Annotated in this window: 13 protein-coding genes and 1 pseudogene; 1 reads left to right on the forward strand and 13 read right to left on the reverse strand. The window is 46.2% G+C overall.

The genetic code is table 11. The annotated features are described in order from the left end of the window. Window positions 1–28 precede the first annotated feature (28 nt). The 5 genes from larC to CKV62_RS09170 form a co-directional block, all read right to left on the reverse strand. On the reverse strand, window positions 29–1,387 hold the full coding sequence (gene larC / locus CKV62_RS09150) for a nickel pincer cofactor biosynthesis protein LarC (RefSeq protein ID WP_095066633.1): 1,359 nt from the start codon (window positions 1,385–1,387) through the stop codon (window positions 29–31). Between the two features lie 31 nt (window positions 1,388–1,418). Next, on the reverse strand, window positions 1,419–2,198 hold the full coding sequence (gene larB / locus CKV62_RS09155) for a nickel pincer cofactor biosynthesis protein LarB (RefSeq protein WP_095066634.1): 780 nt from the start codon (window positions 2,196–2,198) through the stop codon (window positions 1,419–1,421). Beyond that, the gene (larE, locus tag CKV62_RS09160; protein WP_095066635.1) at window positions 2,198–2,941 is read right to left on the reverse strand and encodes an ATP-dependent sacrificial sulfur transferase LarE; all 744 of its coding nucleotides are present in this window, start codon (window positions 2,939–2,941) and stop codon (window positions 2,198–2,200) included. Before larE ends, larB begins: the two co-directional genes overlap by 1 nt. A 192-nt stretch (window positions 2,942–3,133) precedes the next feature. Then, a complete protein-coding gene (gene larA, locus CKV62_RS09165) occupies window positions 3,134–4,408 on the reverse strand; it encodes a nickel-dependent lactate racemase (RefSeq protein ID WP_095066636.1) in 1,275 nt (424 codons plus the stop codon). Window positions 4,409–4,740: 332 nt separating this feature from the next. Beyond that, entirely contained in the window at window positions 4,741–6,288 is a 1,548-nt protein-coding gene (locus CKV62_RS09170; protein ID WP_095066637.1) for a ClC family H(+)/Cl(-) exchange transporter, read from the reverse strand. Window positions 6,289–6,625: 337 nt separating this feature from the next. Between CKV62_RS09170 and larA (CKV62_RS09175) the strand changes: the two genes are divergently transcribed. After that, window positions 6,626–7,903 (forward strand): nickel-dependent lactate racemase, encoded by a 1,278-nt coding sequence (gene larA, locus CKV62_RS09175; protein WP_095066638.1) that lies wholly within the window; start codon window positions 6,626–6,628, stop codon window positions 7,901–7,903. 250 nt (window positions 7,904–8,153) lie between these two features. On the opposite strand, the pseudogene CKV62_RS09180 reads toward larA (CKV62_RS09175), so the two are convergent. From CKV62_RS09180 to CKV62_RS09215, 8 genes and pseudogenes are all read right to left on the reverse strand, one after another. After that, window positions 8,154–8,867 (reverse strand): annotated as a pseudogene (locus CKV62_RS09180) (iron-containing alcohol dehydrogenase); the annotation flags it as partial. 125 nt (window positions 8,868–8,992) lie between these two features. Further along, window positions 8,993–10,144, reverse strand: a complete 1,152-nt coding sequence (locus CKV62_RS09185; RefSeq protein ID WP_095066639.1) for a glycoside hydrolase family 3 N-terminal domain-containing protein — start codon at window positions 10,142–10,144, stop codon at window positions 8,993–8,995. A gap of 268 nt (window positions 10,145–10,412) precedes the next feature. Continuing rightward, complete coding sequence (locus CKV62_RS09190; RefSeq protein ID WP_095066640.1) at window positions 10,413–10,646, reverse strand: (2Fe-2S)-binding protein; 234 nt, start codon at window positions 10,644–10,646, stop codon at window positions 10,413–10,415. A gap of 118 nt (window positions 10,647–10,764) precedes the next feature. After that, complete coding sequence (locus CKV62_RS09195) at window positions 10,765–11,397, reverse strand: site-2 protease family protein (protein WP_095066641.1); 633 nt, start codon at window positions 11,395–11,397, stop codon at window positions 10,765–10,767. 9 nt (window positions 11,398–11,406) lie between these two features. Then, window positions 11,407–12,177, reverse strand: coding sequence for a carboxymuconolactone decarboxylase family protein (locus CKV62_RS09200; protein ID WP_095066642.1), 771 nt, complete (start codon window positions 12,175–12,177; stop codon window positions 11,407–11,409). Window positions 12,178–12,392: 215 nt separating this feature from the next. Beyond that, on the reverse strand, window positions 12,393–12,791 hold the full coding sequence (locus CKV62_RS09205; protein WP_038117515.1) for a hypothetical protein: 399 nt from the start codon (window positions 12,789–12,791) through the stop codon (window positions 12,393–12,395). Between the two features lie 110 nt (window positions 12,792–12,901). Beyond that, on the reverse strand, window positions 12,902–13,420 hold the full coding sequence (locus CKV62_RS09210; RefSeq protein WP_095066643.1) for a MarR family winged helix-turn-helix transcriptional regulator: 519 nt from the start codon (window positions 13,418–13,420) through the stop codon (window positions 12,902–12,904). A gap of 165 nt (window positions 13,421–13,585) precedes the next feature. After that, the gene (locus CKV62_RS09215; RefSeq protein WP_095066644.1) at window positions 13,586–15,520 is read right to left on the reverse strand and encodes a heavy metal translocating P-type ATPase; all 1,935 of its coding nucleotides are present in this window, start codon (window positions 15,518–15,520) and stop codon (window positions 13,586–13,588) included. Between the last annotated feature and the right edge of the window lie 243 nt (window positions 15,521–15,763).

Consider the following 15,763-nt stretch of genomic DNA (forward strand, 5'->3'; position numbering starts at 1 on the left):
CTGATATATCGGGGATACAATAGTCTCCCTACAGCTGCCGCTTCAATTCCAATAAGCTTATACCCAAAGCCTCGGCCGCCGTTACAAGATCATCATACTCATACTTAATCGATGTCCCGTCAGCCCCATAGGCCTTTTTATACCTGATAACCTGCCCCTTATGCGTGATAGAACCGGACTCTCTATGTAAAATGTGTCGTTCCTTTCTCTGAAAGCGGAGCCCCAGCGTTGTGGTATGTTTCAACAACAACTGTTCTATCTCAGCGCGATGTTCCTCATGACATAACACGGTAATCATCGTGCCGGGACGCTGCTTTTTCATCATAACGGATGTAGTAAAGACATCGAGCGCCGAAGATGTTATCAGTTTCTCCACCGCATATCCGATTTCCTCCGCCGTCATATCATCAATATTACATTGAATCTCTATGATTTCATCATCCTTATAGAGGGCATCGGTCACATCGCGTGCATTCCTCCGCTCAGAATTCTCAATGGAATGTCCAGCCGTATCTTCTTTCAATGTAATCGTATCCACAAAGGCGCGTACACAGTTAGGTCGATTATATGGCTTCGTTCCGAATCCATACGACACAGATTCAACGCGCATCACGGGCATCGGTCCGAAATCCGTTCCAAAATATCGCAATAGCGCAACCCCTGTAGGCGTACAAAGTTCGCCTTCCACCTGATAATCCGTATAACACGGCAAGCCTTGTAACAGTTTCATCGTGGCCGGCGCCGGTACATTCAATGTGCCGTGAGCACAATGCACCGTACCATATCCCATATGAATGGGCGACACCATAATCCGGTCGAACGCAAGATAATACAATACATAACATACCGCCACCACATCGGCGATGGCATCATAGGCACCGACCTCATGAAAGTGAATCATATTCACATCTGTCCCGTGTACCTCAGCCTCCGCATCGGCAATTAACCGATACACCGCCAAAGCATCGAGTTTTACCTCATCCGGTAAGGACAAGCCATTAATAATTTTCTGAACATCCAACAATGTATGATGAGAATGTGAGTGATGGAGATGTAAGTGATGATAATCCTGTTCATGATGCTGCTGACTATCATGTCGCTCATGGCCATAAGCCTGCTGATCATGATTGTGCTGACTATAATTATGATGATCACGATGATCAGAAATTATATCTTCATCCTCTATATGACCGTCGACGGCAACCGTACAATGATACCCCTGTAAATCGCATTCTTCCTTCGGTTCCAATCGATAAGTCACCTTGGGGATGCCGACAGTATTTAATCTTTCAATCCATCGAAAAGGATCGTCCGTCAGTCCCAATACAGTCGCCGTCAGCATATCCCCGGCGACCCCCATCTGACAGTCTAAAAATAACCGCTTCATTATCGTTACCCTTTACTCATAACCCATGCAATCACTCGCTTTCACCGATATGGTTAATCATATTCGCCATATATGCGGCGCCGAATCCGTTGTCGATGTTTACCACGGAAATGCCGCTGGCACAGGAATTAAGCATGGACAACAGCGCCGTTACACCGCCGAAAGCCGTCCCGTAGCCGACACTGGTAGGCACGGCAATCACCGGAACATCCACGAGCCCGCCTACAACACTGGCAAGAGCGCCCTCCATTCCGGCGATAACGACGATAACCTTAGCACTCATCAGCTCATCCAGATGATGAAGGAGACGATGAATACCGGCCACGCCCACATCATAGATGCGATGTACCGAATTTCCATAAAATTCCGCCGTCAGAGCACATTCCTCCGCCACATTACAGTCGCTGGTACCGCCCGTCACAACCGCAATATGACTGCTTGTCTTTTCAACGGGCATATCACCGACGATGCCGATACGTCCGGCCTCATAATAATGTAGAGATACATGCGTTTGCATGATCTGTGATATCTGCGTTTGAACGGCCTGTGCCATCGCTTTCGGCAATCGTGTCACCAATATGTTATCGATTCCGTTGGCTTTCATGGATTGGATAATGCCGACAACTTGTTCAACGGTTTTACCTTCACCGTAAATAACCTCGGGTACACCTTGGCGCACGGTGCGATGCAGATCCACATGAGCATAGCCCAGATCCTGAAACGGCGCCTGCTTCAAGGTCAGCAATGCCGTATCGATATCGACAGTTCCATTTTTAACAGCCTCTAACAAAGTACGTACATCCTGACTCATCATCGCACCTCTAAATCCAATAACACCGCATCAAACAAAGGACTCAACTGTTTTATTATGAGCTCCCTATATTGCAATACGTTTTCCAACTGCGATTGAGGCACCTGAATTTTAGCTATATTGCCAAGTAATCGTACGCGAAAATCGGAAAATCCCAACGAAAAAAGATATCCCTCCGCCTCTTCCACTTTGCGAAGTCCATCCCTTGTAATCCTCTGCCCCGCAGGAAATCGCGTAGCAAGGCACGCATACGCCGGTTTATTCCACGTAAACAACCCCGCCTCACGCGATGCGTTTCGAATCATGGACTTTGTCAGCCCGCACGTCCTAAGAGGAGAATGTATGTGGAGTTCCTGAATCGCCTTCATGCCCGGACGATCATCATACTCATCGCTCGCATTGGTGCCGTCCGCCACATAGTGAAAGCCGTCATGATTCGCCGCCTCGATAATTGCATTAAATACATGCTGTTTACAGTAATAACAGCGATTATCCGGATTGGCGACAATCCTTTCATCCCTCAACGGGTCAACTGTTATTTCCTGTACCGAAACGCCCAGAGACGCGGCCAAACGCAATGCATCGGCCCTTTCAAAATCCGGAACGAACGGAGATTTCACAAAATAGGGCTGCACCGTAAGGCCCGCTTTCACAGCCGCATATAACAGATACGATGAATCGACACCGCCGGAGAATGCGATGGCTAAACGCTCAAAGCGTTTTAAATAATCAACCAGCTCCATCGACATCCTCCTCAAACTGTACAGATTCCAACATACGAAATAATCTATGATTCATACTGAACTTTGCACCTGTAACGTAGATACTCTACCTGTATCATAGATACTCTGTATAAGATACACTTAGCCTCAGTAACCTCAGTATAAGATAATCTTTAGCCTCAATTAAAACAAATTTCTAAACCTGAATGATTTCTACTCTACAATAACCGTGGTTCCGTTCGGAATAATCGTAATCGATGCATCCTCGCCTTTAATTCCTCTCGCAATGGATACCGCTTCATCCAGCGTGGAAGCCGGTATCATATGCATATCCCGTATCACCTGATGATCACAGTCGGTCGTCACCACGATAACGGAATAATGATTCAAAATTCTTGCAAGAATCTGAATTTTCCATTGATACGGCTTTGTCTCATTCCTTGGAACACCGTGAATATCATCTAATATCTGCTGTGCACTGTCCATGCCCTTAATCGCATCATACAAAGCCTGTCCGCCATGTCCTTCTTTACAGGAAGCCGCCAGAATGATGACGCCCCCGTCATTACAGGATGCCTCGGCCGCTGTCATCCCCTTTACGGACTGATAAATATTCTGATCCGACGGATAGCCGCCGTTGCTGGTAATGACGATATCCGCAGGGATGCGCTTCACCGACGATAAAGAACGGATAAATTCATACCCTTCTTTGTGGGCATCTACGCAATCACCGGCAACAGCTTTGATGATTTCCTTTTTTCTGTCGATGACAACATTGAGAATAAACTGTAAATCCGCTTTTCTAGCGGCATACAGCATGTCTTTATGAATCGGATTTTCATCGATGATACCGGTCCGCGAAAATTCACTTTCAATAAATTCGGCACAATGATTGGCAAGAACAGTCACCTTAGATGCCACACCGGGCAGTACCGATTTACGTCCGCCGGAAAATCCCGCAAAGAAATGAGGATTGATGAGCCCTTCCGCAATCAATAACTCCGTCTCTACAGCCAATCTGTTGATAATACATTTGCCCCCTGACGGTAATGTACCGATTTCAACCATGTTCGCATCATCCTCGGAATCATGATTGATCAACGTCTCATGATTAACGATATCCTCGCCGAAACGGGCGACCATCTCCTCATGAGTCATGGGCCTGTGAAAGCCTGTGGCAATCAGAATCGTAATATCAATCGCGGGATTCACAGCGCGGATACGGCGAAGCAAAATAGGCAATGTCACCTTGCTTGGCATCGGCCGCGTATGGTCACTCGTGATAATCACCATATTCTTCTTACCTTTTACCAATATTTCCAACGGAGGACTGTTGACAGGATGGTCCAAAGCATACTCTACCGACTCGCTCTGACTCAACTCAGCCTGATACGAAGCCGCATTTGACTCCAACACGCCCGAAACGAAACGCTCATCAAGAGACACATCCAGCTTTTTATAATCATAAGGAAAAGTATACGTTTTCATGATTAACCCTCCGTAGCCGCCAGAACTCATATATATGTTAAGTATAGCACCGAACCGTATAATCAATCTATAAAATCCACGTGAAATCAAACAGCTTTGGAGGCCCTCTTAGTTTCATGCGAGAAGAGGCGCCATTAGAAACATCAGCAATCGTTTTTGTAAACAGTATTGAGACAATTGGCGCCTCTGTAGCCGAAGTTTTATAAGTAAATAAAATACACCGGCAGGAAAACGACTTAGCGCCGCAAGGGGTGGCTTTGGAGGCTTTCCTGCCGGTGTATTTTCAATATATTAAGTTCATATCAATAAAACTTCGGCTACAGCCAACAGCATTACATACTGGATGCAAAAAACGATTTAGCCTCCTTGAGGCGCCCTCGTTCGCATGAAACCTGCAATTCATCACCGGCCTCAATCACCACATCCCGCAACGGCACGATATATGTCCCGTTTCGTCTGATGCTGACGATCAAAGTCCCGTCAGGCACACCCAGATCCTGCAGTTGTTTGCCAATATACGGTGCCACCACAGGCACCTTCGTCTGAAAGAAGGTTTGCACCGCTTCCAGATTGCTTTGTCCGCTCATAGCCCGCAATAAGGAGTCGTAAATTGGCGGTTCTTTCAACAGTTCCGCTACCAAATAGGCAACAATGGTCACGATACCGATGGCATAAATATTTGAAAAGCTGTTCGTCATTTCAAGAACCAGCAGGATTGCTAAAATCGGAGTTCGCATTGCCGCCGCCAGCATACCGCCCATTGCACAAATGACGAACTGCGGCACAAACTCACCGGAAATAAGATGCAGTGACGACAGGAGGCTTTCACAAAAGGCACCGGTCGCCGCACCGATAACGAGCATGGGCAAAAAGATGCCCCCCTGCGCACCGCTGCCATAGCAGAACGTGGTCAACAAAATCTTGCCCGCGACGATGCCCGCAAGGAGCCACACCCCATGCGACTGAAATGCCAAATGCCCCACCAGATCATTGCCGCCGCCCAACAACAGCTGCGAATCAAATCCGATAGCCGCCACGGCGACAAATGTAATGACTAATTTCAAAAATCGGGAACATTCGAGCCAATCAAAGAACCTTTTAAACGCGAAAATCATACGGCAGAAAAAAACGCCGCACAATCCGGTGAACACGCCCACACCGAGAAGAGACGGGAAATACTCCAGAGGCATCCCCGTCGTCACGGAAAAGCCCAGCGCCGGCTCGAGGCCGAAAATACTGACCGTAATGTAATTGGAAATCAACGCCGCCACAAAGGTAGGAATGACGAGGTACGGATAAAAACTCTTATGCACCTCTTCAAAAACGAACATCGCCCCCGACACGGGAGCGCTGAAGGCGGCGGTCAAACCGGCCGCAGCACCGGCGGAGGTAAGTATACGCTGTTCCCGTAGGCCCGAATTCATCCAGTAAGACACGATTTTACCGGCGGAGCCGCCGATTTGTACGGCCGGGCCTTCCCGTCCCACTGAAAACCCCGCAAAGCCCGTCAGCACGCCGCCAATCATCTTGGATACGAACGTACGATACGGCTTCATATCGAACAAACCCAGCATTTCCCCTTCGATTTGAGGAATGCCGGATCCGCCAGACAACGGCGCCCACTGTAGCAGGCGGTCCACGATAAAGGCAAATAGAATCATCCCTGCGAGCCAAATTAACGCCCATTCAAGGGAAATTCCATCCATCAGCCCCCACCGCACATGCTCCGATTCGAGGATCAGATAGCGATATGTGGCGCCGCCGAACCCTGCGATGACACCGACCAAGGCGCCTTTCAGAATCAATTCGGATAACAGAATACGATTCATGGACATATCCGCTAAGGTGGAACTGCGTTTATTCAATTTCCATAATTTCATACTATGTCCCTCCGCCTCGAACCGTTTCGGTCCGCACGCTCCATACAGATTAATACTATGCCGCATTATAATACCTTACTGTATTTATAGCATATATTTATAACGACCTGAAAATAACTGAATCTCTCAATTTATATTAAATGCATATATATTAGTTATATTCATAATTAGTATACTTGTCCGTATTCACTTTTTCAAGAATATTGATTGTAAAAATATATCTACGAACTTGTACACTTGTGATAGATTTTTGTCCTCTTTAAGCGGATTTTCATTTCTATAGAATATACTGAAGGTATATCGTTCTGTAGTTTGATATACGTAAGGAGCAACACCAATGAAAACGTTTCACCTTCCCTATTCTAAAAGCACCGTTGATATTCAGATTCCAGAAACACAAATTGCAGGCGTACTGGAATCCAGGGCACACTCATACAAACCTGAGCTTTCACAGGAAGAACTCGTCGAAGCCGCATTGGATCATCCTATAGGGGGTAAATCATTAGAAGAGTTGGTAAAGGGAAAATCAAATATGGTCATCATTACAAGCGACCATACGAGACCCGTTCCCAGCAAAGTCACGATGCCGATTCTGTTACGCCGTATCCGCAGCGCAAATCCGTCCATAGACATCACGATTTTATTGGCAACAGGATTTCATAGACCGACCACAAAAGAGGAAATGATCGATAAATTCGGTGAGGATATCGTGGCCCATGAAAAAATTGTAAATCATATTTCGGGAGATGCATCCCAAATGGTCAAAATCGGGGTTCTCCCATCCGGTGGCGATTGTATTATCAATAAAATCGCCGTCGAAACGGAACTGTTAATCGCCGAAGGTTTCATTGAACCTCACTTCTTCGCAGGCTTCTCGGGCGGTCGTAAATCGGTACTCCCGGGCATAGCATCGGAGGTGACGGTCATGGCGAACCATTGTGCGGAGTTCATCAACAGCCCCTATGCACGAACCGGTATCATTGAAAACAATCCGATTCATAAAGATATGGTCTATGCGGCGCGTACGGCTAAACTCGCCTTTATTTTAAATGTTGTTATCGATGCCGATAAACATATCATCAACGCCTTTGCGGGTGATATGGAGAAAGCTCACGAAAAAGGTTGTGCCTTTGTATCCGATTTAGCGAGTGTGAAAGCCGTACCTGCCGATATCGTTGTCACTACTAACGGCGGCTACCCGTTAGATCAAAATATTTACCAGTCCGTAAAAGGCATGACAGCGGCCGAAGCCACCTGTAAGAAAAACGGCGTCATTATCATACTTGCCGCATGTAATGACGGTCATGGAGGGCAATCCTTATATGAAAATCTGAAAAATGCGACCACCCCGCGAGAATTGCTCGACAGAATCGCCAAAGTACCGCGGAATGAAACGATTCCCGATCAATGGGAAATGCAAATTCTGGCTAGAATCTTAGATCAGTTCACGGTTATTGTCGTAACAGATCAATGCGATCCTCAAATGTTGACGGATATGCATTTAGAACACGCCTATAACTTTGACCAGGCGTTACAAACAGCAATGAAAAAGGTCGGTGAAGATGCCAAAATCACGGTTATCCCTGACGGTGTATCCGTAATCGTGAAACAATAACCCCCTTTTAAGGTTGTCCGCCACAATGACGCCTATAGAGACAAATCAGGATTCCTATAGTTAACATCTATACATTTCAAACAGTTCCATGTGAAAGCACTTTCACTCGAACTCCAGCCCATAAAGTATATATAACCACATAGAGAAAGGCTATACATAATCGCTCGGAACAGCCATTTATTAAAGGTCCTGTTCCTGTAAATACGATTATGTATAGCCTTCTTTTACTAAATCTGCAGATTTCATTAAAACCTTCGTAATCACCGGCCACTGCGCTGCGTAACGAGCGACTGATAATTTCAATCGCTTTTAAATGGAGCATATCCGTCAATTCCCAAGCACCGCGCGTAATATAACCCTCGACGGCATGCACAAGCGCATCCATCCCTGTCGCGGCGCATAGACCGGTCGGCATCGATGCGGACATATCGGGATCCACGATGGCCACAATAGGAATATCATGCGGATCGACGCAGACGAACTTGCGATTCTTTTCGACATCTGTAATGACATAGTTGATAGTCACCTCAGCCGCCGTACCGGACGTAGTCGTGACCGCGATAATCGGCAAGCAAGGATTCTTGGTAGGGGCCACACCTTCAAGACTGCGCACATCGGCAAACTCCGGATTCGTCATAATCGTAGCGATAGCCTTGCTCGTGTCGATAGGGCTGCCTCCGCCGACAGCGACGATAACATCTGCACCGGCCGCTTTACAGGCTTCGACACCGGCCTTTACGTTCTCAATGGTCGGATTCGGTTTGATACCGTCATAAACGACATACTCGATTCCCGCCGCATCAAGCAAATCCGTTACCTTCGTCGCCACCTTGAACTCAAATAAATCAGGTGTGGATGTAACAAGAGCCTTCCTAAAATGACGATTCCTGATTTCATTGACGATTTCCTGAATCGCACCCTGCCCGAAATAGGACGTACCGTTTAATATCATTCTTTGAGCCATATACATCACTCCTAACGTATATAAAAGATAAAACCGACAGAGGATTACTATACTTAGTAATTCTCCATCGGTTATGTAAACTCCTGTATATAATTTTCATCACGTACTATAGATATGACACGAACTCATGCATCCCGACTCATTTTCATGAGCAGAATCCGTTTCACCGACGCATTGAGGCGTTCCTGAGAAATACGCCCGTCTTTGACGGCTTTCATCAGCCCATTATAGGACTCCTGCATATGTTCGTATTCATGGCAGACCAGGAGCAAATCGCTGCCCGCCAGGATCGACTGTACCGCCATTTCCGAAAATGCATAATGTTTCGCCAATGCGCCCATATCCATATCGTCCGTGGCCACAACGCCGTTATATCCAATGTCCTTGCGTAGCCAATCGGTAATAATCGTCTTCGATAAACTGGACGGATGATCGAGATCAATCTGCGAATACACTGCATGAGAAACCATAATCATGTATGTATTTGGTTTTGAATCTTTAATCAACGATGCGAATACTCTTGTATCCTCTTGTGAAAGCACCTCTTTTGACACGGGCACTACGCTGGTATCCGCATGTAAATCCACATCCGTTTTGCCGATCCCCGGAAAATGCTTATATGAATACCACAGCCCCGCCTCATCATAAGCCTTACCGACAGCGCCGGCATAGCGGATGACCTCATCAGGATTTGTGCTGAAAGAACGTCCATAGGTTAATCCCAAATCGGCGTCCGGCGCAAAATTGATATTAAACCCTAAGGACTTAAGCTCTTCCCCTGACTGTTTCGCCAACGCCACCGTTTCAGAGATATCGCGCTGTCCCAGCTGTTCCGCAGGCGGTACCTTTACAAGCTCGTCCTCCATGCGCGCCACGGCACCGCCCTCCTGGTCAATCCCGATAAACAGCGGTGTCAAACCACCAGCCTTGGCGGTCTTCTTCATATCCGTAATAAGCGTTCGCACCTGCTCCTTGGACTCCATATTGCGGTCAAACAAAATAATACCGCCCACGCGATATTCGTTAATCATGAATTTCGCATCATCATTCAAAGTCGTGCCGTGAACGCCGATCATCAACAGTTGTCCCACCTTGTCCGCATCACTCATGGACGCCACCAGCTTGTCCACCTTTTCTTCCGGTGAAAGCTCGCTTTGAGCCACAGACTCATACGTCACGGATTCCGAAGTGTGTGTAAACGGATTCAGACCACAACCGCCTAATACAAGCGGTATGCAGACAGATAAGCCAATCAATAAAGAACGAAATAAACTCATAAAGCCCCCCTTTTCTCAATATACTTATTGTCCTTTGAAACAGAAACCCTGTCAATAGATACACAAGACAAATCAACTCTATTCTCACAGAAAAAGCTTAATGCAAAGAAGGAAATGCCTAGCTGAAACCGACTTAGCGCCGCAAAATACTACTCCTCCCTAGGAAGAAAGTTAATATGTAAAAATGGACTGTTCCAGGAAAACGACTTGGCGCTGCGAAGCAGGTGGCCTCCGGAGTCTTTCCTAGAACAGTCCATTTGCAAACCTATTAAATTTTTCCGCTTTCCCGCATTTCCGCCAGCAGTTTCACGATCCGCGGTCCGCAACCCTTACCGCCGCATGCGCCGGTTCCTGCGCGCGTTGCTTCTTTTACTTCCGGAAATGTATGAGCGCCATTCAAAATGGCTTCTTTAATCGTTTTACGCGTAATACTACGGCAGGTGCACACCTTCGTGAGCTTGTCCAGAATTGCTTCCGGCACTGTATTTTCTTCAAAATTCATATGATTCCTCATCTATTCACTTGAATACATTCATTAACTATATCGAAATTTTGTGATTTCTATAATCAGTATATCACAACTTACAAACTATATCGATAGTTTTAAATGTAAATAGATGTTACATACCCAAAATTATACCTATAACGGTAAAATACATTTTGAAAATCGTATGTTGCAACGGAATAATAATCATTGAGATAATCGGCGTATTAATAAGGATAATAAAAAATAACAGATTCAGTAACCCCAACTGATAATATCTCATCTGCCATTCTACAGGCAACCAGGGTAAAATGATATTAAATCCCGGCAAAGGCGGAAACGGAATCAGACAGAACAAAGAAATGCCGATACTATATGAAATAATATACTGCAACACCATAAAAAGGCCCTGCGATTGGACTAGATTGCCCATACTAAGCAATATATAAATAAAAGTAAAAATAAACCCCGTAACAAGGCCCGCTATGGGACCGGAAAAAGCGAGCAACGTCATGTCTCTACGAGGATCCTTAAAGAACGACGGATTAATAGCCATCTCTTTAGGCCATCCAAACCCGATAAGTATGATACAAATAGTGCCGAACAAATCCAGATGCGCCATCGGTGACAATGTCAATCGACCGGCCATGCGCGGCGTAGGATCTCCGAGCCAGGTCGCAACTCTAGCTTCTGCATAGCCGAATACCGAAAACACGATAATAATCGCCGGAATACTGGCTAAAATCTGTACAGGATTAAAATCAAACATAAAACTCCTTTATTGTTTCGCCTCCCATGCGGTAGCGCTTTCCTGGATGCAGCGCAACGCATTGAGCGTACGAGGATAGCCGATATACGGCACACACTGGGATGCGATATTAATCAAATATTGTTTACTGTTACCTACATTCAGATTACCTTGTATGTGGGCTTTGAGCTGCTCTTCGCAGCCTCCCTGAGCGGAGAGGAAACAGAACGTAATCATCTCACGATGGGCCACACTGAGGCCTTTACGAGTGTAATAATCGCCGAACATATTCGCCAACCACTTGTTGATATGTCGGATTTCTTCAGGGCCTTCCTGATGGAGATTACGCACGCTTTCACCGAAAATTTCCACCTGTTTTTCAATGCCCTTTGCAAGACGGGAGCCACGGGTAACGGTACTGCGTTCAGGATTCCGAATCATTTCACCGCGGTAATCGAAAATCTTATTCGTCACCTTGAAAAACGGACGTACGCGACCGATACCGAGGTACGGCACCGCCTGATAAATGAGCTCCACCACTTCGTCCGGAATGAGTCCGAAGTTAAGTGCCGCAGGCAACATCAATGCATATTCATCTACGGCCTGAACCCCCACCAATGTGGCGAGAATCGCCAGAAAACGGTCCTTCGACGGTACATTGCGGTCCTCTTCGGTGATAACCTCATCGAAGGCAAAGTTATCAAATAATACTTCAAATTCCGGATCAATATAACCGGCCGGGGCCGCAATATCAGGAAACATGCGCTCTGTATAGGCTTGAGCGAATTCAGATTTAGACATAAAAAAAACCTCCATTCACAATGGATACATATCACCACCGTAACGATAACCAATACAGTTCAATACCGAAAGAAAAGACGTTAATATTTCATATATTTTATCATTAAAATATACACATGAAAAGTAATAAAAGGTCTATAAATAAAAATGGTGAAAGCCCGATTAGAACTTTCACCAATAATAGTTATGTAATTATTACGGCAAAATGCCCTCAATTATAAAGCAGGGAATTCGAAATTAGTGCCGTAAACTTGTTTCCAGGTAGCCAAGAACATATTGTATTCATTTGTACCCGGATTGATTTGGTAAACCTGTCCGTCCGGAGCATAGCGATATACGGTACGAAGGCTTGGATGAACGATGTATTTAAACAACGATGCTTCACCATATTGGTTATTATGCATATTTACAACATTAATGCCGAATACATAGTTACGGCTGCCGTCGATACCTTTAAACTGCGATGCTTTATCAAAGTAATATGTTTCCGTACCATTAGCACTATTCGGAACTTCAGGATAATTATCCAATCCGTTCCAGTTTGCCGCATTTGCTACACCGCCGACCAATAATGTACCGGCTAAAACGAATGCACCTAATAAGTTTTTATTCATAATGCTCTCCTTCTGCCCACAGGCATATCAACTAATCGGCCTGTTCTCATAAGGCCTTAGCGCTGTACGCTATATACAGTATACCATATTTATGAAAGAAGAAATGAAATTCAGCCCTTCAAGCGATTGCTGGTTTCTACATTCGCTTTATCGATGGCATCTAATAAACGGTTTAATAAACCGCGTAATTGACGAGCTTCCTCTACATCAAAAATATGACCTGAAGCCTCCGCCAATCTCTGAGGTACATGGATGGCACTTTCACGTAATTTTTTACCGGAATCGGTAAGAATTACCATAACAACGCGTTCGTCCTGACGGCTACGCTTACGTTTCAGAAAATTCTTAGCTTCCAATTTTTTAAGTAACGGTGTCAGCGTACCGGAATCAAGGCGCAATACTTTGCCCAATTCCTTAACGGATAACTCCCCATACTGCCATAAAGCCATCATTACGATGTACTGAGTATATGTCAAATTCAACGGATCCAAATATAAGCGATATGCGTTAACAATTTCCTTCGCCACTACATAAAGAGGGAAACTGATCTGATTTTCTAGTCGTAAGAAGTCATCCGCAGGGATATCTTCAACGTGTTCGTATCCTTCAAGTGTTCCAATTTCTGCCATCTTCTACCTCCATGTGCACACAATCTCTACAAACTAATTGTACACAATATGACGGCAAGCAGTCAACTTTAAAAGCGGTAATTTGAGCACTTTTTTCAGATTTGTCAATTAATTTATATATTTTTTCTGATTAATTAATAATCCACATGTCGATAAAGGCAGTACTTAATTAGATTCTAATACCTTATTGCGCGCAGCTTTCACAAGGACGAAATCGTCGTCCGGAACGCTCGATTTATAAGCCCAGCTAAGTAATAAAGCAGAATTTGCCACCACGAGCAAACTGCCGCCGTTATGAACGAGCGCGCCCCACACGGGCGACAATGTGCCCAGCATCGCCAGGATAATCGCTACAAAATTCAGAATCAGGGAGAAGGACAGATTGATTTTAATTGTAGTCATCATGCGTTTAGACAATGCCACGAGGTGAGGCAATTCCCTGATGTTATCGTTAACAAGAACGATGTCCGCCGCTTCAACGGCGATATCACTGCCGATACCGCCCATGGCGATGCCTACATCGGATTTTTTAAGGGCCGGCGCATCATTGACACCGTCGCCCACCATGGCCACGATGTTACCCTCTTGTTGTAATTGGGCTACCGTATCCATTTTATCCTCCGGCAAGCAGTCGGCGATAACATGGGATACATTAAGTCGTTTAGCGATCGTTTTTGCCGTCGCCACATGATCACCGGTCAACAGAACCGGCATGACATCGAGTTCATGCAGGGACTCGACCACGGAGCGGCTTTCACGGCGGACGCGGTCAGCTAACGCTACATAACCTGCTAAAGCACCGTCAATAGCTACATACACGATGGATGCGCCGCGATGCAAATGCTCACGAACGGCATTTTTCACGGAATCTTCAATCGAAATGCCGGCCAAAATCATCATCGCCTCATTACCGGCTAAAACGGATTGAGCTTGTACACTTGCTTCTAAGCCTTTGCCGGGAATCATGCGGAAAGAATCTACCGCATCAAAGCGTTCACCATAGCGGGACGTGAAGCCGGACACGATGGCCTTGCCCAAAGGATGCTCGGATTTCCGCTCGATGGATGCCACCAGGCGATACAGTTCGGCATCAGATATATCGCTGACGGTTTCAACGGCAATGACCTCCGGCGTACCGTTCGTCAAGGTCCCCGTCTTATCAAAGGTCATCGTATTCACCTTCGCCAGCTGCTCCATAATGCTGCCGCGACGCACGAGAAAACCGCGTTGGCTGGCATTCGAAATGGCCGCCATAATCGCCGCCGGCGTCGCCAACACGAGAGCGCAAGGACAGAACACAACGAGAATCGTTACGGCGCGGATGATTTCGCCGGTCACCGCATACGTACCGGCCGCCGCCAAGAGGGCAATCACCACAATCCATGTCGCCCAGCGGTCCGCAATGCTCACGATTTTCGCATTTCCCGGATCCGTAGACTTCACGAGCTTAATCATCCGTTGAATCGAACTGTCCTCGCCCTCTTTCGTCGCCGTCATATCAAAGGCGCCGAACTGATTCACCGTACCGGAGAAGACTTCGTCACCAACGGTCCTGTCCACCGGCATGGATTCACCGGTCATAACGGATTGGTCGATAGCCGTATCACCGGTCACAATGGTGCCGTCTACAGGAATGACCTCGCCGGGCAACACGCGCACCACATCGCCTACGCTCACGATATCCGCAGGCATCACCTCTTCCTTACCGTTGCGCACAATACGCGCCGTCGTCGGCGTCAATTTTACGAGCCGTTCAATGCCCGCCTGCGCCTTGGAGACGGTAAACTCTTCGAGCATCGCCCCCAGTTGCATGATGAAAGCAATTTCTGCCGCCGCAAATACTTCACCGACAGCTACAGCCGCGATAAGCGCCAAGGATACGAGTAAATCCGCTTTCACATCGAAATCCTCATACATAGCCACCGCTGCGCCCCACACGATAGGTGCCCCGCAAAGGACGATGGTAAACCAGGCCCAATCGAACGGCAAGCCCAACCGGATGCCCAATAAACTGAATACAACGCCGATTCCGCCGGCCACTAATATGATCTTTTCGCGATTCAAATCGAACCACTCCGCTAATTTGCTCCACCGATTCATAATTACCTCCTGTGAAAGCTGACTATCATTGATATGTACACATTTACCGTGGTATACGTACATGCGTCCATGTATATAACCCTGTTTGTAAACAGTTTCACTGATTCGTAAATCTATTTACATATGTCTTTATATACCCCCATGGGTATATCTTATGATTATGTTATACCCCTATGGGTATATTTGTGTCAATAACAAAATATGTACAGACATTCATATATGTTCACAAAACCGTATAATTAC

It is taken from the genome of Veillonella rodentium, assembly GCF_900187285.1.
GTDB classification, from domain to species: Bacteria; Bacillota; Negativicutes; order Veillonellales; family Veillonellaceae; genus Veillonella; species Veillonella rodentium.